The 23,859-nt window shown below is 40.0% G+C and carries 17 protein-coding genes; 6 read left to right on the top strand and 11 right to left on the bottom strand.

Translation table 11 applies throughout. The features are described from left to right. The first annotated feature begins 8 nt into the window (after positions 1-8). On the top strand, positions 9-1,928 hold the full coding sequence (locus F3I09_RS21215) for a sigma 54-interacting response regulator (RefSeq protein WP_149697058.1): 1,920 nt from the start codon (positions 9-11) through the stop codon (positions 1,926-1,928). Positions 1,929-2,010: 82 nt separating this feature from the next. Here F3I09_RS21215 and F3I09_RS21210 read toward each other — a convergent pair whose 3' ends face one another. Both F3I09_RS21210 and F3I09_RS21205 read right to left on the bottom strand, forming a co-directional pair. After that, on the bottom strand, positions 2,011-2,856 hold the full coding sequence (locus F3I09_RS21210) for an SDR family oxidoreductase (RefSeq protein WP_149697057.1): 846 nt from the start codon (positions 2,854-2,856) through the stop codon (positions 2,011-2,013). A gap of 158 nt (positions 2,857-3,014) precedes the next feature. After that, positions 3,015-3,962: an MBL fold metallo-hydrolase gene (locus F3I09_RS21205; protein ID WP_149697056.1), complete on the bottom strand. Its 948-nt coding sequence runs from the start codon at positions 3,960-3,962 to the stop codon at positions 3,015-3,017. 148 nt (positions 3,963-4,110) lie between these two features. Between F3I09_RS21205 and F3I09_RS21200 the strand changes: the two genes are divergently transcribed. Together F3I09_RS21200 and F3I09_RS34820 are read left to right on the top strand one after the other, a co-directional pair. Further along, entirely contained in the window at positions 4,111-4,428 is a 318-nt protein-coding gene (locus F3I09_RS21200; RefSeq protein ID WP_149697055.1) for a helix-turn-helix domain-containing protein, read from the top strand. 308 nt (positions 4,429-4,736) lie between these two features. Continuing rightward, a complete protein-coding gene (locus F3I09_RS34820) occupies positions 4,737-5,204 on the top strand; it encodes a nuclear transport factor 2 family protein (protein ID WP_149697054.1) in 468 nt (155 codons plus the stop codon). Here F3I09_RS34820 and F3I09_RS21190 read toward each other — a convergent pair. From F3I09_RS21190 to F3I09_RS21180, 3 genes are all read right to left on the bottom strand, one after another. Then, entirely contained in the window at positions 5,103-5,615 is a 513-nt protein-coding gene (locus F3I09_RS21190; protein ID WP_149697053.1) for a hypothetical protein, read from the bottom strand. The genes F3I09_RS34820 and F3I09_RS21190 overlap by 102 nt on opposite strands. Before the next feature lie 196 nt (positions 5,616-5,811). Continuing rightward, positions 5,812-6,402: a Crp/Fnr family transcriptional regulator gene (locus tag F3I09_RS21185; RefSeq protein WP_149697052.1), complete on the bottom strand. Its 591-nt coding sequence runs from the start codon at positions 6,400-6,402 to the stop codon at positions 5,812-5,814. A 180-nt stretch (positions 6,403-6,582) separates the two neighbouring features. Continuing rightward, positions 6,583-7,350, bottom strand: coding sequence for an SDR family oxidoreductase (locus tag F3I09_RS21180; protein ID WP_149697051.1), 768 nt, complete (start codon positions 7,348-7,350; stop codon positions 6,583-6,585). Between the two features lie 2,009 nt (positions 7,351-9,359). Here F3I09_RS21180 and F3I09_RS21175 point away from each other — a divergent pair. Genes F3I09_RS21175 through F3I09_RS21165 form a run of 3 tightly spaced genes read left to right on the top strand, consistent with a single transcriptional unit; the run spans position 9,360 to position 17,666 of the window. Next, complete coding sequence (locus F3I09_RS21175) at positions 9,360-12,875, top strand: DUF5977 domain-containing protein (RefSeq protein WP_149697050.1); 3,516 nt, start codon at positions 9,360-9,362, stop codon at positions 12,873-12,875. 35 nt (positions 12,876-12,910) lie between these two features. Further along, the gene (locus tag F3I09_RS21170; RefSeq protein ID WP_149697049.1) at positions 12,911-17,314 is read left to right on the top strand and encodes a DUF6443 domain-containing protein; all 4,404 of its coding nucleotides are present in this window, start codon (positions 12,911-12,913) and stop codon (positions 17,312-17,314) included. A 4-nt stretch (positions 17,315-17,318) separates the two neighbouring features. After that, entirely contained in the window at positions 17,319-17,666 is a 348-nt protein-coding gene (locus F3I09_RS21165) for a hypothetical protein (RefSeq protein WP_149697048.1), read from the top strand. Positions 17,667-18,035: 369 nt separating this feature from the next. Here F3I09_RS21165 and F3I09_RS21160 read toward each other — a convergent pair whose 3' ends face one another. From F3I09_RS21160 to F3I09_RS21135, 6 genes are all read right to left on the bottom strand, one after another. Continuing rightward, on the bottom strand, positions 18,036-19,403 hold the full coding sequence (locus tag F3I09_RS21160; protein WP_149697047.1) for a hypothetical protein: 1,368 nt from the start codon (positions 19,401-19,403) through the stop codon (positions 18,036-18,038). Between the two features lie 171 nt (positions 19,404-19,574). Then, entirely contained in the window at positions 19,575-20,534 is a 960-nt protein-coding gene (locus tag F3I09_RS21155) for a hypothetical protein (RefSeq protein ID WP_149697046.1), read from the bottom strand. Between the two features lie 409 nt (positions 20,535-20,943). After that, positions 20,944-21,294 carry a hypothetical protein gene (locus F3I09_RS21150; protein ID WP_149697045.1) on the bottom strand — a complete coding sequence of 117 codons (351 nt, stop codon included), beginning with the start codon at positions 21,292-21,294 and terminating at the stop codon, positions 20,944-20,946. Positions 21,295-21,374: 80 nt separating this feature from the next. Beyond that, complete coding sequence (locus F3I09_RS21145) at positions 21,375-21,647, bottom strand: hypothetical protein (RefSeq protein WP_149697044.1); 273 nt, start codon at positions 21,645-21,647, stop codon at positions 21,375-21,377. A 306-nt stretch (positions 21,648-21,953) separates the two neighbouring features. Then, positions 21,954-22,613: a hypothetical protein gene (locus tag F3I09_RS21140; RefSeq protein WP_149697043.1), complete on the bottom strand. Its 660-nt coding sequence runs from the start codon at positions 22,611-22,613 to the stop codon at positions 21,954-21,956. Between the two features lie 1,051 nt (positions 22,614-23,664). Continuing rightward, positions 23,665-23,859, bottom strand: a 195-nt coding sequence (locus tag F3I09_RS21135) for a transposase (RefSeq protein WP_188133901.1), incomplete at its 5' end; no start/stop codon positions are given.

Below are 23,859 nucleotides of genomic sequence, written 5' to 3'. Positions count from 1 at the left end.
GTTAATTTATGAAGAAGAAGATACTTATTGTTGAAGATGAATTTACTGTTGCCTATCAGCTAAAGTCCATACTGGAAGCCGCAGGTCATAAGGTTTGCGGAATTGCAATATCCGTATCAAAAGCACTTGCCCTGATCGATATACACCGGCCGGGTCTTGTAATGCTTGACATACACCTGAAAGGTGCGGAGAGTGGCATCGAGCTGGCACATATATTGAACGATAAACGGATCCCGTTCATATATCTTTCTGCCAATTCAAGCGAAAGCATACTCTCCCTGGCAAAAGAAACCAGACCACATGGATTTCTTGTAAAACCATTCCGCGAAAAGGATCTGCTGGTGGCAATTGAGATCGCGATTTACCGCGATGAGAATAGCCTGGATCTGAAGGAGGAGCAGTTAGCGGCTGTACAGGCTTTCCTCAAAAAAGCAGCAAACGGGCAAATGGAATATGAAGCGCAGTTTGCGGAAGTGCTTCAGGATATTATTCCCTTTGATTTCCTTAGTGCATTCACATATGATAATGGCAGTTGGCAATTGCATGACTGTGGCTTTCTTCGTATTCACTTTAAAGAATATCAGAGAAACGGGCTACAACAGCTTTCAAACATCTCCGGACTTTCAGTCACTGCACTGACACAGCTCAGTCTTACAAATGTCCCGGTAAACACCTCCTCGGTGTTCATAGGCTCCGGTTTTTCAGAACTTGCGGCCAATAGTACTCTTATTGGTTTTGTTGCGACGAACCTGAGAATGGAATCCCTTTTCTTTCAGCCGTTGCTCATGTCTGACGGCACAGTTATCGCCTTGTGCTTCTTTAGTAAAAAGTCAGCCCCGTATTCAGGTGAACATACCGGAATGATCAATTTTCTTCGCGGTCTGCTGGAACCGGCAGTGGAGACGGTCTGCAAAGCCGATCAGGCCAGCGGGAAGGCCGTGCCTGAAAATCGAAGATCATCGTCCGGAGGACAGGAAGAGCACTTTCATGGCATAGTAGGCCGCAGCTCATCGCTGCTTGCCGTATTTGATTATATCAAAAAAGTTGCTGCGCGCGATACTTCGGTACTCGTAACCGGAGAGAATGGTACCGGCAAGGAAAGAGTGGCAAGGGCAATACACCAGCTCTCTCCAAGAAATAATAAACCGCTTGTTACTGTCAATTGTGCATCTCTGCCGCCCGACCTTATAGAATCGGAACTCTTCGGTCACGAAAAAGGAGCATTTACGGGCGCAATCAGCCAGCGGACCGGAAAATTTGAACAGGCATCCGGCGGGACTATATTCCTTGATGAGATAGGAGAGCTGCCATTGAATGCACAGGTCAAATTGCTACGTGTACTGCAGCAGCGTGAGATAGACCGTGTTGGTGGAAAAGCCCCGGTGAAAGTTGATATACGTGTCATAGCAGCCTCAAACAGGCAGCTGGAAAAAGAAGTCGCTGAGGGGCGGTTTCGCATGGACCTTTATTACAGGCTAAATGTGTTTCCCATACTATTACCTCCGCTGCGGGAAAGAACTGAGGATATACCATTACTGGTTGAACATTTCCTTAACCAGCATTCACTTAGGGTAGGAGGTACCCCTTATACAGTTTCTCCTGTCGTCATCGAACATCTACAAACCTATCACTGGCCAGGTAACGTGAGGGAACTGGAAAATATAATTGAAAGAACTGTTGTGCTTTCTCCTAACCGCTTCATACAATCAATAGTATTACCCGCCACCGTGAAGACAGGTAATCGGCCGGCACACGATGCTGTACAGACTATCGAAGAGATTGAACGCGATCATATCATCCATGTACTTAGAAAATGTAACCGCAAAATATATGGAGCAGGTGGCGCCGCTCAGCTGCTGAATCTACCACCTACCACTCTTACCTCCAAAATGAAAAAACTGGGTATTTCCAAAGACCTGATAGAGTGATATTCATACAACCGGCTTCAGGGGTGTAACCCGACTCAGAATGCTGCAGATAGCAATATCCTGAATCGGGTGTTTTACATGCTTATGCAACAAATGCTGTGGCTGTAGCGAGGTCTTTATATTCGCTCAATTGCTGCTCTATAATTGAGATTTTACCGGCTGCTGCGGCATAAGCATCATTGCCCAGGAAGAGATGCACAGGCGGTTTTTGCAGGTTGGCAATATCGATAAGTATAGTCGCTGCTTTTTCCGGATCATTAGATTGATTACCATTGATCTCATTTAAATGTGCTGCTTCTGAATGACGCGCCGACTCATATGCATCGATAGGGTTCGCCGCTATTTTGATGGAACCTTTTGACAGGAATTCCGTACGGAAATAGCCGGGATAGACAACTGTGGCGTGAATACCAAATTCCCTTACTTCTTCTGCCAGGCTCTCTGTAATGCCGGCAATGGCAAATTTTGTTGCACAATAAATTCCCCATCCCGGAAATGCCGCTGTGTAACCGCCGATGGAGGAGATGTTGAAAATGTGTCCGGCCCGTTGTGCGCGCAGGTAAGGCAATACGTTACGGATTACATTTATAGCACCAAAAACGTTTACATCAAAACTGCTTTTTACTTCCTCATCCGTGAGCTCTTCCAGTGTTCCCGATTGACCATATCCTGCGTTGTTCACAACAACATCTATACGTCCGAAATGGCGGATGCTTTTTTCAATGCCATTTTTTACATCGTTATTGTCAGCCAGTGCCATTTCGAGTGGCAGAAAAGTATCAGAAGCGGGCCCTATCTCGCGCTCAAGAGCATTCGCATTTCTGGAGGTAGCGATAACACGGTATCCGTTTGCCAACAGTTTTTTTACTAATGTGAGTCCCAGTCCTTTGGAAGCTCCTGTAACTAACCATACATTCTTTGTATCCATTGCTTTGAATTTTTTAGTGATTTTGATGACTCAAAGATAGAATGATATGTCAGAGGGTCGCTTATGTGAAACAAACCAAGATTTGTATAAATCAAACAGATTGACTTTTGTGCAGTGTCGCGTGTGTGCTTACCTGCCGGCGGCGTTATCTTCTTCTGTCACTTAGTTAAGAGCTGTACGCTGTAGTTAAGTGGTATCCATTCGTAGGCAACTCCTTTTTTTATTAACCGCCCGAATCCGGGAAACGAAATATGATCCGCTGCCACCATATACTTCTTTTCCGCAGCTTCCCGGTATAACATTACACGCTGTTCCGCCGCCTTGTCTTTATCAAAGTCATACTCGTCCCGATTGTCCGGCATCGCCAGCTGAACTGCGGAGATGTGAACAAGGTCCCCCCAGAACACCATTTTGTCTCCGTTGTTTTCCAGTGCGAAGAGTGTGTGTCCGGCAGTATGTCCCGATGCCTCCAGCGTGCTGATGCCTTCAAATAGAACGGAAGCTCCTTCAAACGTGCGCACTTTTCCTGCATCCAGGTACGGTTTGAGTGCCATAAAAGCAGCCCGGTTGGCGGTGATGCCTCTTGCTTCCGCAACCTTTGGTGCCAGATGCTGTGACCAGAAATCAATGTCAGCTTTGTTTACATGAATGGTCGCCTTCGGGAAGACCATTTTATTGTTCACCAGCAACCCTCCTGTATGATCAAGGTGAATATGCGTGATGAGGATATCGGTAATTTGCGTGGTTTGATACCCCGCATTCCGCAGACTTTGAATAAGCGCTCCCCCGTAAGTGCCGCCAAAGAGATCCCCGGCCCCGGCATCTACAAGAATATGGCGTGATCCGGTATTAATAAGATATGCATTGATAGAAGTCTCCACTATCTGTTTCAGATAAGCATGATGAAGTAACGTGTCTATGTTCGGGACTTTCCCCAGGAGCATGTGTGCATCAACAGGTACCGTACCATCCGACAGTGCAATCACTTCTACATCGCCTACCATCGTTCTATAGTATCCGGCCTGCCTCAGCCCGGATTGCGCAAATAATATCTGTGAGGGAAAAAGCAGTAAGAAAAGCCAATGTTTTAATGAAAGATTTTTCATAAAATTATTATTGTTCAGGAAAAACTTATATTAGTTACGCAAAGTTACCAATGAGAGGTATTGTAATATCAATGCAATACAGATACTGGTAACGATAAAGTAACCAGTAAATATGGACAGGGATATTTTCATTTGTCATAATTGTCCTATGACCAGGACGATGGCAACTATAGGGACAAAGTGGAAACCGATCATCATTTATACGATTGGTAAAAAGAAGGTGCGTTTCGGCGTCATTCATGCGAAGATGGGTATTATCAGCAAGAAAGTACTCACCGATCAGTTAAGGGAGTTGGAAGAAGATGGAATCGTTAAAAGGGAAGTTTTTAAAGAATTACCTCCACGCGTTGAATACTCACTGACCCCGAAAGGGCTTGAGTTGCTTCCTATCCTGAATATGTTGACCCGTTGGAATCAGAAACACCATGGGAATACGTCCGGCAAGGATCGTAAGCCAAAGCTTTAGTATTGGTAACTTGACTGATCGACTGCAGGCGCATTGTGACCATCTACCTGTCTAAAAGATAATTGGTTTGTACAAGTTTATCATTGATATCTGTAATTCTATTTGCCACACAAACAATAAGTTTGTCTCATTTTTTCTTTGTACTGATTAATGCAGTTAGCTTCCCCCGTGGCAGTATTTGATCTGTATCAATTCATTTTAATGATATGGCTCATTCACAGAAAACAGGATTGTAAGCAATTTTACATTGTTAGTATCAATAATGATCGCTGACAGGATCACTAATGTATTCATCAAAATAAAACTTTATGAGACAATTATTGCGTCAGTCGGGTATATTGGCCCTTCTGCTTCTATCACATCTTATCTCATCTGGCCAGCAAAAACGGGATAGCAGGCAGGAAGAAAAAAATAAAAAATTTGTAACCAACTTCTTCTACACCTTATACAATGACAAAGACCTTGTAAAAGCCATGTCGATGATGCTTTCCGATTTTATCAACCATCATCCGCATGGGGGGAGCGGGGCTGAGGGTACACTAAAAGCAATGCAGGAACATCTTTTCGGAAAGTACCCCGGTTTTTCCGTATCAATTAAACGAATAGCTGCGGAAGGGGATCTCGTCTGGATACAGTGTTTTACCAAAAATGACGTGTCAGATCATGGTAAGATGTCAATGGACATATGGCGCGTCCAGGATGGGAGAATAGCTGAACATTGGGATATTATCCAGGACGTTCCGGCAGACATCGATCCGTCGTTTATGTTCAATTAAAAAGCTAGATCTGCCAAATATAAACAGACCCAGGTGGTCCAGGATATCTTTGATAACCGGCTTGATGTTTTCTCTTAGCAGTTTGAAATGATCTGTGATCGCTGCACGTCCTATCCTTTTACCGATCCAGGGTACGTTCTTCATATCGCCGGGAATGAACATTTCAGCCTTCTCGTCAAAAGAGTTTGCTAGTTCTTCAGGAGATGCACCAGATTTGAATTTGTCGAAGAATGCATTGACAACCTTTAGTGCTGTCGAGTCATAAGCAACTACTGATAAACCTGTGTTGGCAATAGCATTACTTAAGTTGTAGATCACCCCTTTATCAGTTGCGTCGGCACCTTTTGCATTCTCATTGAAAGAAGCCATGACCATTGTGACCATTCCGGACATTAGAATTACTTTTTTCATTTTGAACGTTTATGTTTAAGTCAAAATTAGATCGACCATTTCTAAACAAATAGGACATTTGTAAAAAATGAACGTGACAATTAGCAAAAAGCGCAGTTGTAATTGGTCGACGAAGTTTCGGCTATATTTCTTTGGAAGAGAACTTACAGTCGCAGAACAGAAAATGAAAGTGGTACAACTAACTTGTTATTGGAGGTCAGCTTGCATCTCTTTTTGAAGCGGCCTGTTTTCTGATGCGGCTGAGCGTTTCCCTTTTGATACCTAAAAATGAGGCGATCATATACAGGGGTATCCGATTATAAAGTGTTGGGTATTTTTTAACAAAGTTATCATATCGAATTTCCGCCGGCTCGCTGATGTTACTGAAAATTCTGTTCTGATGTGCTTCAAAGTTTTTGGCGGTCAGCCTATCGATCATACGTTTGAAGTTGGGAATAGTTGCAAGAAGATGATCCCAGTTCTCCCTGGAAAACAAGATCAGTTCACTGTTTTCAAGGGCATCGATATAACAATTACTTGGTTCACCGGACATAAAACTGGTAAAATCAGAGATCCACCAGTTTTCTATGGCAAATTTCATAATGTGCTCCTGCCCATTTTCCGCTGTGCGAAACAAACGGAAGCTTCCTTTCGCAACGAAGCCTATAAAATTACTGAACTTACCTTCTTCGAGCAGAAGTTGGTTTTTTCTAACTTTTTTTAAAACAGAGACTTGCTCAATGAGCTCCAGTTCGCTTTGAGTGAGTGCCCCTTTTTCAACTAGGTATATCGCCAAGGTTTCAAACATTTTAAACGACTTTGTACAAAGCTATTTAAAAGTTCACATACTATTTTACGCCACCTGTTGAATGTGTTGATTAAATGATTCATGCATAGAGGGTAGAAGCAGGCTGCCGGTCAACTTACTATTGCCCTGCTTCAAATTATAATAAAAGAGGGCAGCAGATCTCTGCTACCCAAAGAAATACTACTTCATTAAACTTAGATTCGTCAGGCCGCCGTCAGAGAGTATTTCCGTGCCGATAATGAAAGCCGAATCGTCAGATGCAAGAAATGCTGCTGCTTTTCCGATGTCAGAAGGCACTCCTTGTCGTCCGGCTGGTGTAATATCGATCCAGAGTTTTTTAACAGCGTCGACCTGTTCTTGCGGTACAATTTTTCCAAACACCGGAGTGTCAATAGAACCAGGAGAAAGAGTGTTCACCCTGATCTTTCTTGACAAAAGATCAAGCGATAAACCTTTGGCAAGGGAAATAACTGCCGCTTTTGCAGCTCCATAGATGGTCATACCGGGAGCTGCGCGATGGGCGGCGCTTGAACCGATCAGAATGACCGATGCTCCGTCATTGAGATATGGCAATGCTTTTTTAACAGTAAAATAGGCGCTTTTAAGGTTAAGATCCATATACTGATCATAGTTTTCCTCAGTCACATCATTAATGTCGGCCATTGGTACACCATCAACGATACCACCTGCATTTACGACGAGGGTATCGATCTTACCGAATTTGAGAGCTGTTACCTTGAATACATTTTCCAGGTCATCCAGATTGGTTACATCTCCTTTGATACCAATGAATCCCACTCCCAGTTGTATTGTAGAGCTATCCAATGTGGTTTGATTCCTTCCGGTGATCACACCAACTGCTCCTTCATTTTTCAATGCTTCTGCTATGCCGAATCCTATGCCGCTATTACCGCCGGTAATCACGGCTACTTTGTTTTTTAATTTCAATTTTGATAAATTTATTACGATCCAAAATTGAAGATTTCCGCACTGGACAAAAAAGACATTTGTTAATAAAGTACTGTGATAAATGTCAATAAATTCATTATCTGAACTTTAGATACCTCTTTCAAAGCGAAGATTAAAGTCTTAAGATTATCGTTAGAGTTGCAAAATCTGCGTTAAACTTTTTAGATTTCATCTCCACAGTTCGAACCAGTAGGTGTTTTAATCACAGTGAATTGTGCAAAGAGGCCGATGCAATGTAAATTCCATTAAACTAAAAACCCTTCAAATCCAACGATCTGAAGGGTTCATTTTTTATTGTCGGGGCGACTGGACGTTCATCCTTATATATCAGTGTTTCAGTATTCAGTTTATAAAATTTTTGTATGTCTATTGAAAGGTTTATGATAAACCTAATTAACACCTCGAACCTCGAAAAATACATAAAATTAGCTATTAAGCGCGTCACAGAACCCGCACGGCTATGGGCTTCCAGCGACTATAGAGAAAAGCAGAAATTGCAATTGATGATATTCCCGGAGAGAATCTACTATAACAAAGAAAAAGACCAACCTCGGACCACAAAAATAAACTCTTTGTTCTCGCTTGTTGCAGATTTGACGGGCATTTCAGACAAAAAAGAACCCCGACCTTTTGAGATCATTCTCAAGAAGTCGGGTTTGGTGAACCGGATTGGTTCAGTATATTTTTATTTAAGTGAATGGTTATCAGTTGTTTATTGTGCATTTATTAGGTTAGTACGCTCAAGTGAGGTTGTACTCAAATGATACAATTTGCAGTGATTTGAAGGACTATTATGAAGATATGAAGAAATGGTGTTTTGAGACCATTTATTAGTGAATTCGCTAATAAACCTGCAGACTGGAAGAGATTAGCATCTTTAATACTCACCTTGGTGACCTTCTTCATCCCAAAATAGAGATTTTCGCTATTAATCGGAGATGCAGGTATGATTTACTGTCAAAGTAGGGCTAGTTCAGAATCAGAATATTTTACTCAGTGTTAATAATTATTGAGTGCACGACCCAAGACAATACTTTTCGGATGTGGCTTGTTGACACTCTTTTGCCTGTGACTAACTGTTAAGGCCTTAACACTTAATGTTTTCATCTTTATTTATGGTCTCTCGCGGTTGTGTACTTCCTAGCCCGCATGAATGAGTCGCTGTAGCACAAATTTAAATGTGTGACATACCGCTTAAATTTTCTCGACGTACATACAATGCGCAGTGTCCGTTTTTCTTTGTAGTGGAAGTGAGTTATTGATGTTATGCAATGCATGTACAACTAATGTGTTATGTGTTTTGTTGCGTCGTTTTATCACCTTTGCGACTAGTTGAATTTGATGTTGCCCAGTACCTATTTTAGGTTTCCTATACTTTGTTCGAGCATATTCATAATTCTCAATTTAGATCTGGCCTGCAGCCAGTATGAAGATTGTTGTAAGTCATCTTATAATAAATCTGTAAGGTTATGTTAATACTGTTGTAAGAATACGAGCGTATTAACTCAGGGCAGTAGTTTTTTTATTAAAGACGTGCATTACCTGTAAGATGTTTATCCTAGGTGAGCAACGAGCCATTTTATGTGTATGATTTGCCAGCGGTTGGAAAAATCAGCCGTCGATACATGCGATAAAATCAAAATTGCTATTAGGAGACAATTTTTAAATAGTGAAAATGACATCGTTTTTATTGACAGTTCTTGTTTGTCCTACAGTTCACATTCGTTACGGTCAAACATTAAAATATGTAGTGAAAGAGGAGGCCGGTGAGCTAAAACTGCAAAATAAGACGCAGAAAGAAGACATCCATAGGAGAAAAATGATAAATAGAGCTGTTTCCTCTATAAGAAGTTATTAAATCACCTGAATATATAAATGCAGATGGACTATTTTATCTACCCAATAGTATGTTTGTTTATGATATACGAATAGGTTTGGTTTTAATGTGCGATAAAATTAAAAGAAATCATCAAATTCGAGTGTAGCCTATGAGAATGAAAGGCGTATTCCTGGTTCTTGTTATTATGTTTTTAGCTCTGCGGGGCTTGGGCCAGGGAGGAGGTAACATTGAGATGGGTGTTTTGCCATCTTCGCCAGAAGCATCAAGCCTTGCCAAGTATATAGATTTTCCGATATCTCCTTTTACTGGCACTCATAGTCTTGAGCTGCCATTGCACGAAATTAAAGTAGGTAACTTTTCAATGCCGGTTGCGCTGACTTATCATTCCTCTGGAATAAAGGTACAGGAAATCGCAAGCAGAGTGGGTATGGGATGGACGCTGCAAGCCGGAGGGGAAATCATCTGTGCAGTAAATGGCAAGTCAGATCTCGGTTTTTATGGTGTTGTCGATCCTAACGGAGTAACTAACAACATTAGTGGAGGAACTGATCTTTTTTACTATAGCTTCGCAAGCTATAATGGCAAATTCATTATTTCAGTTGATCCATTTAATGAAGCCAACAATGGTACTGTAAAAGAAGTTATCAAATTGGATAGTAATAACTTGAAAATCTCATTTATTGACAATGAGCATATAGCCATAGTTGATGAATCGGGAAATAAATATTCTTTTTCGTTGGGAGAAAGCTCAACTGACAAAATCACGTATTTGTTCGGAGCTGTAGATGATCTGAGTGCGCCATCAATGTCTTACTATGAAATCGGCGCTAGAACAGCATGGTATTTGCGTACTATTCAGCTTTATACCGGAGAGGTTATTACTTTCAACTATGAAAAAGGAATAGTCATAGACTATGAGTGTGATAATGTTCGCAATTTTACTAATTCGATACTATGGTCATCGTTAGCATCATACGCTCCTGAATTTGGATATTCAAGCCAAAGGCATATAACCACGGAAGTATTGACGGCGATAAATTATCCGGGGGCTTCTGTTTCATTTGCATATAAGGAAAATCGACAAGACCTATCGGGTGATAAGGTACTTACCTCTGTTAAAGTTTTTTCCGACGGAAACGTTAAAGGCTACAGATTAGCCCATTCGTATCGGGACGCGTTTAATGCAGCAAATTCACCCTCCACATTTATAGCAAAAAGACTATATCTAGACAGTGTTCAGGATATAAGTGATTTGTCCTCAGCCATTACGTTATATAAGCTAACATATAATGAAACACTGCTACCACATAGAAAGTCTTTTAATCAGGATATGTGGGGATACTATAACCAGACTGGTAACACAGTCGGTATACTTCCGGAAGTATATGTTTATCCAAGAAGTAAGAGACATTACGAAAGGTATCTACCTTTCAAACGCCCCAGCACTGAACCTGTGGAATTATATGTTCCCGGACGAAACATGTCTGTAAATACATCGCTAGTACAGGCGGGCATATTAACATCAATTACTTACGGTAATGGTGGAAGTACAACCTTTGAGTACGAACCAAATGAGTTTCTGTGGTTGCCGGAGACTTCGTCGAATGTTGCGGATGCGTTTAATATGAAAGCAGGAGGAGTTAGGATAAAACGTATCACACACACAGACAGTACCAAATCGCAAATCATAAAGGATTTTGAATATAATCTTCCTTTTGCTGGTTCGAAGACAAGTGGTGCGATAAGTATACTGCCATTATTTTCTTATCCAGGTATTGCGGATTTTTATCAGAGTGGGGCGGTCGAAACAGTTGACTATTATCAAAAAGTATTAGTTAATACTATCAGAGACGCTACTGTGTTAGGGGGCACTTTTAATTCTACCGTAGGCTATAGGTATGTGACTGTTAAGACACAGAACAGCGGTAAAACTGTACATCAGTTTAGTTTTCCAGGTGCATATGGGGATTCCAATGATGACCCAACGAAAGGATGCAGGGTTGATATACAAGGCTTTTGTGACAGTAAATTTAAGCCTTCAGTAATGTCTCATGTATATTATGCCAATCCCAGTCCTTTAAAACCTAATAGAATGGGAATGGATCTGGTTTCTGATTCTGCAGGCACTTATCCATTTATTGGAGGGGTAAATTATGACTGGAACAGAGGGGTGCCAATAAAAGAGTTACAATATGACGTGACCGGTAGGTTGGTAAGCAAAAAGGAGTTTGATTATTATACCATCACTGGAAGCAGAACAATCAATGAAATTACAGGTGCGGATGTGTGCTGTGGAACTGAAAGCGGTGGTGGGCGTCTAGTGAAATATGCGCAATCATCATTCTTTACGGCTACGGCTAAAAGAATAAAACAACAACGTGAAACCCTTTACACAGGATCAGATTCAATAGTTTCAGTGGTGGATATGTCATATGACACACAGAAGTTGTTATTAGCCCAGCAAATTGCTTTAAACAGCAAATTAGAACAGAAAATAACGCAGTATAAATATCCCCATAATTTGCAATCGGGGAATGCTGTTTATACAGAAATGGTAAATAGAAATATGTTGGCACCTGTTGTTGAAGAAACAGAGCTGCTTGCAGGAAAGATCATCAAAATATCCACAACTGACTATGATATGAGCTGGTTTGCTGACAAGCGACTTGTCGCGCCTAAATATCGCTGGGAAAAATATGGAGATAATCCAATAAAAATATTTGAGGTGAAGTCGTATGATTCTACGTCTCATCCTTTATCTATAGTTCAGCAAGATGGTCAGTATTCTTATAAATGGTCAAAAAACGGTGAAATGACTGCTCAAATTATAAATGCATTGCCGGAAGAAAGCTATTACGAAAGTTTCGAGTCAGATCTTGCTCGAGCAAACGACGCCGAAGGTGCAAATACTGGCAAAGCATATTATTTAGGAGATTTTCAAGTGCCGTTCGTTGCCCCTAACAGTAAATCATATCTAATAGATTATTGGTATAGGGACCAGGGGAAATGGATAGAGGTAAGAAAGAAGTACACTAATAACATGCTGCTTTCAGAAGGGGATGCAATAGATGATGTAAAAATCATGCCTTTTGATGCTGCTATGCAAACCCATACATACAATGGCATTTATGGAGTAACTTCTATTATTGATGTTTCAAATAAGAAAACAACCTATCATTATGACAATTTCGGAAGACTGTCTGTTATAAGGGATAGAAATGGTAATGTGTTGCAATTAGTACGTTATTCAACTGCCCGGAAACCCGATCCAGAAACACCAGAATTATATAGTAATAATGAAAAGTCCAAAGTTTTCAACCGTACAAATTGTGGCAGTGGATACGATGGTGGTAGCATAACTTACAGGATACCTAAAGGAAAATATAAGTCATCTGTATCTGCCGGCGATGCAGACGCAAAAGCACTGGCAGATATTGATGAAAATGGACAGGAGTATGCTAACATATTTGCGAGCTGTGTAGAAAAATGTGATAGCCCGGATCGCAAATGGATAAATGGAGTATGTGAACGAGGGATTAAGAAATATACCCGTTCTGTTAAGGTAGATGATGCTTATGACTGTTACATTCGGTACTATTTTTCAGATGGTTCCAGCTCAATAGAGATATTTGATGGTACATATGGAGCACCATGCCAAAATTAAGTTCTGAATCCTTTACAAAATATTGAGATACTTTCATGAATATAAATGTGAAATTCAGTTTGTTGTTTTTGATAGCAGGAACGCTTGGTTATAGCCCGCTATCTGTAGCTCAGACAAATATTCCTTCTAAAGTTATTGGCCCCAAAACAATAAGCTCAGGAATAGCTACTATTCCATCTGCGTATCAAGGGAACGCGAAAATCAATTACGTAAGAATAAGACGGCCACAACTTCCTCTAAAAGATGTCAATGCTGTACTAAATAGCGGCTCTGTTGCGGAGGTACGGCAGGAAACTCAATATGTTGATGGATTAGGGAGAGTGTTACAGACAGTAAAAAAAGGGGGATCTCCTGGAGGAAAGGATCGTATTCAGCCTGTTATTTATGATGAAGATGGAAGGAGAGTTTTGAATTATCATCCTTATGTGTCTTCGGCCAGTAACGGGCAATTTGAGTACAATGTATTTGCAGCGCAGGCTGATTTTATGCGGGAAAAGTTTCCTGGCGAGCAGGTTTATTATTCTAAACGTGAATTTGATGGTTCGCCTTTGAATAGAGAGATCAAAACATACTCAGTTGGTAATAGCTGGGTTACCCGTCCAGTTGAAACGCGATATCAGACTAATTTGGCTATTGACTCAGTAAGAATATGGAACATAGGTTCAGGTATACCTGTCAGCACAGGTATTTATGCCGCAGGCCAGTTATTTAAGAGTATAATTTTAGATGAACAGGGAGCTCAGGTCCTTGAATATAAGGACAGAAATGGTCAGGTTGTACTAAAAAAGTCGCAGGTGGCTGGGAATCCTGGTACTGGACACATAGGATGGTTATCTACCTATTATGTCTATGACAATGTGGGAAATTTGCGTTTTGTCATAACACCATTAGCTATAGAGGCAATAAAGGATTCTTGGACAATAAACTCAACCATAGCAGATGAGCTGTGTTTTCAGTATCAGTACGACGAACAACAACGTGTTGTAATGAGAAAGCTGCCAGGCTCCGGGCGGGAATTCATGGTGTATGACGTGAGAAACCGGCTGGTTTTTACACAAGATTCTGTTCAGCGGACTAAATTTCCTATGGAGTGGCAGGCTACTTTTTACGATGGATTGAACCGTCCCACAATGACTGCCATTTATAAGGCGAGTGTCACGAGAGATGCTTTACAAACCTCGATGAATGCGGCGACCACTTCTCAGTCTATATCTTATGTAGCTCCGGTAAAGGCTGATCTTGCATTGTACAACTATGACGGTAGTTCTTTGTATGTTGCGCCCAACTCGATATTATTTTTGGATGGATTTGACTCTGGTAACAATAGTGAAATAGACGCAAGGATAGAACCTTCGACTGTAGGTGATACAACTGTCATACTAGCCACTAACCCTCTACCTAACATACCAGTATCTGCTTTGACTCCTCTAACTTATACTTTTTATGACAACTATAATTATTCTGGCAAGTTGGCTTTCGTTGCCACAGATACTGGAAAATTGGAGGCTACAGATGCCCAGTATCCGGACAGATCACCAGTCAGTGAGATTACTACAGGTAGGGTAACTGGTAGTAAAGTAAGGGTATTGGGTACTGATAAGTGGCTGACTACGACTCATTATTATAACGAGAAGGGGCGCTCTGTTCAGATGATAAGCGAGAATAATTTCGGGGGCAAGGACGTCCTGACAACACTGTATAATTTTAACGGAGCGATGCTGGCGACCTACTTCCGCCATCAGAATCCTAAAAGTATAACGCCGCAGAGTACACTACTGACAAAGATGACCTATGATCATAGTGACCGGTTACTTACAATCAGAGAGCGTCTGAATGATGATGCCGGACTGGAGAGATTGGTTGTGGCAAATGATTATAATGAATTAGGACAGTTAAGATTGAAACGTTTAGGTGTAACTCCTTCAGGAGCAGTGATCGACAGTTTGAACTATTCTTATAACATCCGTGGCTGGTTACAGGGAATCAACAGAAATTTTGTAAACAATGGCAATAATACATCCAATTGGTTTGGGCTAGAGCTGAGTTATGATTATGGATTCGATTCCAGTCAATATAATGGTAATATAGCTGGTGTTAAATGGAAAACACGTGCAGATAGCGCCTGGGCTTATGGTTATCGTTATGATACTGCAGGTCGTCTTATCAAGGCTGATTTTACGCAAAAGAATGGTGGCAACTGGAGCCAGGATAAGAAAGATTTTACTGTCAGTAATCTGACATACGATGCTAATGGCAATATTCGATCTATGTGGCAGAAGGGCATGATCGGAACCAAAGCAGATACCATTGACCGTCTGACATATTGTTATCGTCAGAATAGTAACAAGCTGGATTCCATATCAGATCCAAACCCCGCAAAAACAGCTTCAGCAAAGCTTGGGGATTTTTTAAATGGTACGAATTCAGGAAGAGATTATTTTTATGACGGAAACGGTAATATTGTTGCAGACTCTAACAAGCACGTCAGTGCTGTCACCTATAATCACCTGAACCTTCCTGTAGAGATAGTTATTGATGGTAAAGGAAAGATAACCTATCAGTATGATGCGACAGGCAACAGATTGTCTAAGATGGTAACGGACAATACGGGCAATACTCCGAAAACTATGGTAACTGATTATGATGGTCTGTTTGTTTATCGTCAGGACAGTTTAGAATTGATCAGCCATACAGAAGGACGTATTCGCCCTGTTTATAAGACGGGAGTGCCAATTACTTATGCTTTTGATTACTTTGAGAGGGACAATTTGGGCAATGTCCGAACTGTACTGACGGATCAAAGTGACTTTAGTATGTATGCTGCAACAATGGAAGTTGCAGCAGCAACTGAAGAAACCGCCCTATTCAGTAATGTTGAGGAATCTAGAGCAGATAAGCCATCAGGCTATCCGGATGATCCCACTACCAAAGAGAATAAATTTGTTGCTAAGTTGAATGCCAAAGCAGGAGGGAAAAAGATCGGGCCATCTCTTGTCCTAAGAGTTATGGCCGGAGATACCGTTAAAATCAATACTAAAGCTTTCTACAAATCCCAAAGACCTGAGCAGAATAAACAGAATGTACCTGTCGAAGACATGTTGATAGATCTTGTAAAAGCATTCGGACTAGCTACGAATAAAGGAGGGGATATACACAATTCTGAGCTCGCATTTAATAATACTCCCTTTAACGAGAACTTTTATACAAATGATTACCAGCGTTTAAAGGAGGTAAGTCGCGAGACACCTTCTTCTGGACGTCCCAAAGCATACCTCAATTTCGTTCTGTTCGATGATAATTTCAAACTGGTTGAGTCTAACAGCGGTGTAAGGCAGGTCAAGGAAGTTGCAGACGAATTGCAAGAGTTGGTAGTTGAAAAGATGCCAATTGAAAAAAGTGGATTTTTGTATGTTTATACCAGCAATGAAAGTCAACAGGATGTGCTCTTCGATAACATGATTTTGGGATTAAGTAGTGGTCCTTTGTTAGAAGAAACTCACTATTATCCTTTTGGGTTGACAATGGTAGGGATTTCCAGTTATGCATTGGCGGGTAATCGCTATCCTAAAAACAGGCTAGAATACAATGGTATCGAACATACCTCGGATTTAAACCTAAATGAGTATGATGCATTTTACCGTACCTTTGATCCTCAAATTGGCAGGTGGAAGCAAATTGATCCCGAAAGCGAACGGCATCCCGAGAATACACCTTACCATCATGTGTTTAACAACCCGGCGTTATTGTCAGACCCTTTGGGTGATGATACAACATTGATGTCATTTTTACCAAAGGTATGGCATCACTTTGACCCGAAAACTGATGTAGTAAGGATAAGTGGTATAAAAGTTACACCTAATGGTGGGGCGTCAGATCTTTCTGATCGGATGATGTTTGGTATAACTTATGGTTTTCACTATAGAGTAACCACAGCACGTAGCTGGGCTGAAGATTTTCTATTTGGCCAGCGGACATTTGGAAACCAATATATCGATCGTCGGGGAAACCTGACCGGTCATAGAGTGCCAATGCATGGTGTTCCACCCAATGTTAGTTTTAGCGGTGTGAAGCTGGTAGAGCTTGGTGGTAAGATTCGCAGGGTGATTACCGAATACAAATGGAGCTCAATACGGGTTAAACAGGCCGCGGAAGCAATAAAACTAGGAGAGACAGAGGTAACAGTAGCAAGCCGGGCAGAGGCAGAGGAATTGTACAGGGGCATGTTTATGCATGAAGGATATATAAACACAACAGGAATGACTGATGCCGAAGTAAAGGCCTATTATGGTAAAACAGATGGAACATATCATTGGGATGATGTATGGGACCCAGCGAATCCAGGCAGGCTCATGGGGCATGGAATAGGCAATCCGCACGGAGATAGACTTCATCTCCAGATTGAAGTTGCAAGAAAATTGGTTTATTATATATTTTTTTAAATAGATGAAAGATAAGTTTGAATTAGCGATTTACAATAGACTGAGAAGTGGCGGTGAAATTGCTGCAGAATTGACGGCTTCAACCCCTGATCGTCGCAGATGGATTGCAGTTGGTAAAACAAAGAAAAAGCCATTTGGTACTGAACACCTGGACTATATTTACATGGCAGTTCAATTTGAGATGGAAAAGATTACCTACGAGAATAATAAGAGGAACGATTACTACCAGGAAGAACATCTCGATAAAAAATTTTACTATCTCAACTCGGATGAAGAATTGTTACAATTGCTAGAAACACTTAAAGTAGATCCAAAATCGTTTACATATCCATGGAAATGTGATTATCCCTAACATGGATAAAATGCCTTCGTAGAAGCCGCACAAAACGTGCGGCTTTTGTGCTTTTGGGTGTTCCCGCCGTTGTGTTTGTTGCCTACCCCTGTTTTTCAAAAAAATACCATTTTTTTGGGTACTCTTTAAGCGTTCCAGTTGATTTTGTTTTTTATAAGTAGGCGTTCTGTAGCCGGCATCTTCGGTAAAACAATATGAGGGTTTATGTTTGCATCGTTTCAATAAAACATGTTTGCATTCTTCCGATGTTCCACTTTACGCCCTTTTATAATATCAGAGAAGAAAATATAGCGAGGTTGAGGAGTCAGTCGAAAGTAAAGATGCAGGTGCTCTATGAAGAACATGAAATCACTATCGTGGAAATTGAGACTACTTTACAAACCGCCGGGTTGCCCGAATAAAATTGTAAATGCAGTACGATGCTATAATCCTCATGACTGAATCGAGGAGTACTCCGATATTTAATTCTTGACCCTCGTACTTGCGTAGCGGATTTATAAAGCTGAAGAAATGACCAGCTGTTGTGGATATTTGTGGCCAGGAAAAATCAAAATGGAATCCCGCCTGGAAGCCTTGAATAAATCCACACGTAACCATCACAGCAAAAAGTACAACTCCGGCGGCTAGCAATGTGTATAGAGGTGCTTTGAAGCTCTGGCCATAGTTGCTACTCCATGAACTAAACCATAAAATAATTGATGTTTGCCGATCCGTTCTCCATTTGCTATAATTCCCTATGTCCTTTAAGTCGCGCCGTTTTCGTTTCAAATATTCCCGGTAAATATCCATTTCAAGGCCGTGAAACTTATGCTCTATCACAGAATCGCCCTGTTTGGAATAAGAATATTTGAGCTGGCGAAACATTTCTTTGCGGTCTAGCAGTGCAGAGTAATGAGCGCCATCCATCGCAGTGTCAAATTCAGCCGGCCAGGTTACATTCACAAATGTACAATCGATAAAAAAGCTATTATACATTTCAAATCTTTCAAGTTTGTCAATTGGGAGGCTAAAAAAATCTGTTTTAGAGAGATTTGAATTCATTATAAATAAGGATGGCTTCGCAGTATTGCGCTTTACCGGCACCAAATCGAAAAACCTCAGTTTTCCATTATTAAAAAGACCCTCTATCTTGAGATGTGTAAATGATATATTCTTAAATGAAAGTTCAGCATCTTTATGGATGTTTCCCCACAGATTTGTGCTAGCTATGTTCATTCTACTTATGGAGATATTCCCTGAGATCCCTTGACTCAGAATAACCAGATCATTTATACTGAACAAATCTGAATGCCCGAAACTATTAATTGCAAAATTTGTGAATTTCCCTCCTGTGATGTAAACCTCATTACAATTCATCGACAAGTCAATCCTTTCAAAATTTCCATTTATGATTTCAAACCGACCTTGAATTTTTCCACCATTGAATATTACCTGCTTTTTAAAATCCCCCCCAACAAACCTTACATCGTCTTCAAACACACAGTTCTTAAATTCGACTTTCGCGTAATTATGATTATGGAATACAACCTTACCTGAAAATATGCAGTCCTCAAAAGCAATCAATATAAAATCTGCCGGAACAAAATATTTAACATCAAGTGTCCCGATTAAGTACTTCTTTTTTGCTTTCAATCGGTTAGTTTCAGTATGATAGAATTGTTGCGCTTCTAAACTTTCCAACCAATCCTCAATTACTAAATCTTGGTATTCAATTCCATCAATTTCGCGTGTAGGCATAAATAGGTTTGAATTTTCCTCAATTTAGCTCATTTTGGATATCTGGCCCCGTATTTTGGACATCCGGAATATTATTACGCGTGATAACACACATCATTAGCCACTGCTTAACTTTATTTCAGAATCCGGACAAAAGGATCCGGTAAATTATATCCGTATTGTACTATGCCTCTAATTCTCCTTTGCTGTTTTAACTACATTGACTATTGAGTCTGCGATGTTTTTATTGTCTTTGTGCTCAACCTTCAAAAGCTCCAGCCGCTCAGTGCTTTGTCCCTTTTGAAGAATGAAGTTTCTTTCTGTTGCAGCAAATTGCAACATTATAGCTGCGGCTGTTTGATTGTCTCCAAGCTGTATGGCCGATTTCAATGCGCAAAGTTTAAAGTTTAAGTTTGTGATCTCATTTTGGAAGTATTTGATCTCACTGAGATTGTTTTTATACAACTTCAGAAAAAAGAAAGAAAAAACTTCGATAAATATAACCGTGGAGACTCTTGGTATGAAGTACTGAATTAACTCGATGGATGTCGTCATTTTAGTATGACCGTATAGGAATATCGCAAGAAACGACATGGCAAGCACAGTTGTTAATATTCCAATCACTAGATTGAGGTTTGAATTTTTAACTAAGCGGGATATTTGAGATTTCAACTCGTTTTCTAATTTAATAATCGAACTGAACTTATTTGAGTGTTTAATTTCGTACCTGAGCTGCTCAATATAATCGTTCTGAAGAGAATCAGTTTGATTAATAGATGGAAATCTGCTTTCAATTACTTCCGGTAGTACACCAGTAGCATCGTCTATTAACGATTTTTTCAAAGCATTGGTCAATATAGTTTCAATGTCTAGCTTTAGATGAAAAGGACTCTCTTTGTTGGTTCCATCATAATAGACGAGTCGTGTAGGCCTGTCTTCTAAATATTTTAATAAGAACCACGCTAGGAAAGATACCAAAAGTAATGTTAGAGTGATAAGAAGTATAAAGAACTTATACTTTATGTCTCCAGGCGCTACCTTTGTAGGATCAGTTGGTAACATAACAACAGTTTTTATCATAAGATACAACCCAAGTACAGACACTAAGCTGATTGCAAAGTAATTCTTGTATTTGCTTATAAACTTTTGCATTACTAGTGTTTTTGATTTAACATCATCAAGGTTGCACTTATGTGTAAACTGTAACATCTGTTATGGTTAGTTGAGCGCGGTCATAGGCCTTATCCCCCCGGAAAAATCCCCTATTTTGTTAATAATTTGTCTATTCTAGCCGGATGGAGTAAATTAGTATTGAAGCTGTTTGTTAGCACGCATTGCTTTTTTATAGCAGGGACAATTAGAACTTAATAAGCTTGGTTATTAACCCATCACAAGTATAGTTGCGCATCAGCAACCATTGCGCTGAAATTTATATCGTCGCTATTATCTGCTCCGCCTAACCTTGTGATTATGAACGCAAGAACCCTAATTGCATGCATTTGCTATGCACTGTTTTTCCTGTTTGTAATGCTGCCTTGAATAAACTCATTTCATCTAATTATTATTTGTATGCCTGTGATTGTACCTCACGTTCTTTTTTGATTCCCTTTCTCTTTCTAATTCCATCTAAGGGGTTTAGTTCAATTGCCTCCAAATCGTCCAACTCAATAAATATGGTACGGAGGTTTGTGCGGTACCTGTTGAAATTGTTGGCGGTCCATTTATCGCCTTTGTTGTTTCCGATCTTGTTGAGTAGTAGGCGCATATGTTTTTTTCGTATACTTCTAATAGGCATGTTTGATAATAGTACGCCGTTCAGCTTTATTGCATCGGCTGCAGCTTTGACATGTGGAAGCTTATTTTTGATATCCTTCTTGGATTCCAGATCCATTACTTTGAGATCCAATCCCATCTCCAATGCCTGGATAAATGGCGTTTTCGGATCTACCAGCTGGGATATTTCTTCATTCGTGGTCTGCTTTTCCTTGATGTTTAAAATAGGATTGTACCCCTGGTTTTCAGAAGATCTCTTTCAAGGTCGCGTAATTCACGCATTAACTGTTGTCTGTCTTCCAGCGTTTTTACACGATTCAACCTGGCTTTAATGACCTTAGGATAGCCTTTAGGATATTTTTCCTTGAATTCCGGATCATAGAATCGATATTCTATCCGCCAGGTTTTTTTCAAAGACGCTCGGGTAGTATTCCAGTTATCTGGGAAGAAATTAAAGTCGCTATAGCGACAACCATTTTTTAGGAGATTCATGTAGCCAGATTTAAAGTGCCAACGAAAGTGTCAACGTTTTTAAAAATTGCTACAAACTTGATGATAGAGAAGGTTGAAATCCTTGTCAGACAAGGCTTTCAGGTGTGGGCCTGTCAATACAATTTTCGAGCATTTTATGGATGATTTGAGGAAATTGGTCGGTGAAGATGAGGATTAGTTAAGTTTCATGTTATGTATTATAACATTTGTGTAATGTTATTTAAGGAGCCTTTGACTTCGAATGTTACTCACGGCTAATTATCCGCTGTAATGGCTTCAGGTGTTCAGTAATAGTGGTTTTCAACCCTATGGCATTTTCAACGGTTTCGTCTTGATAAACTTGCTCTTTATTTTGTAGATAACGCTCGCTTCATATTGGTATCCATTCGTTATTCCATTCTTCTTGTGTAGGTTGTTCCAATCTATTCCTGCGCGATTTTCGATTTTGGTTCTTAATTCGTCGAGTCTCGCGTAATATCTTATTCCTATTTCGATGTAGTCCTCCCTGGACCAAGAGTTCGAACTTTGTAACTCAGTAATCAGTATATGATTTAAGACCTGGTTTATTTGTGATATATGCTCTGATATTCTATGATCGATCCAGTTATTCAACATGAGGACCTTGCCAATTTCATGGTGCACTGTTTTAATAGAATGTGGCTCGTCTGGATTTGATCGTTCTATAAAAAAAGCATACAATCTGACTTGGGTATCACCTATGTATCTAGCAGCTACTCTTTTGAAGATTTGCATAAGTTTATCTACGGTCTCGTAAGCTTCAATTCTCTTATTTATCACTCTTTTATAGTACTCGTCACGGTAAGTAATACGCTTGTCCTTCCAGCTAATAATAGCAGAAATAAAAGTACTAGTCAGGGTGCTTGCTGCAATAGCTCCAAGAATTACCTTCCAGTCAATACCAGTAGCAGCAGCGGCACCAGCTGATTCTAAGGCAATATTATGCATAAACATTTGATACTATTTTAGTTTTAAGTAAATTGAGTATTTAACTTTTCATTAACTCTAAACGATTAGAGACAATCCTAGATTTATTTTCCTCCTTCCAGGACGACCTGCAGTGGTCTATATCTTCCCGACGAAATTGATTCCATATAGGACATCTTTAATGGTAGCTGGTTTGAAATAATGTCATTAAATCAAATTAAAGTAAATATACTGCTAGTGCTTAGTATGGCTGTTAATTGATTGTTAACCAGTTTGTTAATTTGATGTTAGTGAGATTTTGAGATGTTAAATTGGTCAAAATATAGCTCTGATTGTTGTGTAAATGAAGCCTCTACTATGATGTTGCAGAAACTAGATCAAGCTTTAAAAAAGCCTATCAAAGAGACCAAACCACAAACAAACAATATAATTTTCTTAAAATGATTTTCTAGTGAAACTTTCCGTTATTATGAGAAAGTCATGTCAACAGCAATTATTTACATCCGTGTCAGCACAGAACTGAGAACCTAATTAATCTTACTGGAGGGCAGGAAGACTTAATAACAAGAATTATTAAAATCGAAAAGAATAGAGGAAATACGCTATCCTCTCAAATTGGCTTTAAAATTTTATCCTTCTTGTTAAAACTAACGGACATTTGCCTTTCTGTAAAAATGTCAGCCAGATAAAATATTGATAAACAATAGATTAGCTGGTTCGAATCCAATCGCCCATCCTTTAATAGGTTTTGGTGGCTTAGGGGGGATAATCAGTGGAATAGGCGGTTCGAATCCTGTCAACTCTTTCTTGCTATACGATGTTTTTCGGTGTGAAACGAATGTTAGTAGAGCATGACAACTAAGAGTGGGTTAGGATCTATAAACGTCCGTCTATATTGATAAAAAGACACCGCAAAAAAAAAGAAGCCGTCTCAATAATAATTGAGGCGGTTTTTTCTTTTGTATAGCGCTATACACATGGGCATATATGCAGAGCCTTAATTTTATTCAGTAAAAATATATGAAGGGCCTAGGGAGGTGGGAACAAGTTTTTGGGCTCTTTCAGCTCTTTCTCATGCAGTTTTCTTTCTTAAATTGTGAGCCAGAGCCAATAATCCAGCCTCAATTGTCACTTTTTCAATGCCTCGTAGCATAAAACGTTTAAAGTGATGATTGTGCTTGATATTACCAAACACAGGTTCAACATCATAACAACGCTGTTTACGTTTAGCGATTCCTCGGCTGGTCTTTAGGCGCTTATCGGCCTT

Origin of the sequence: Chitinophaga sp. CF418, from assembly GCF_900142925.1 — a bacterium.
Classification (GTDB): Bacteria; Bacteroidota; Bacteroidia; order Chitinophagales; family Chitinophagaceae; genus Chitinophaga.
Note: the sequence above shows the minus strand (reverse complement) of the source record. Positions and strands in the feature narration are given on the sequence as shown.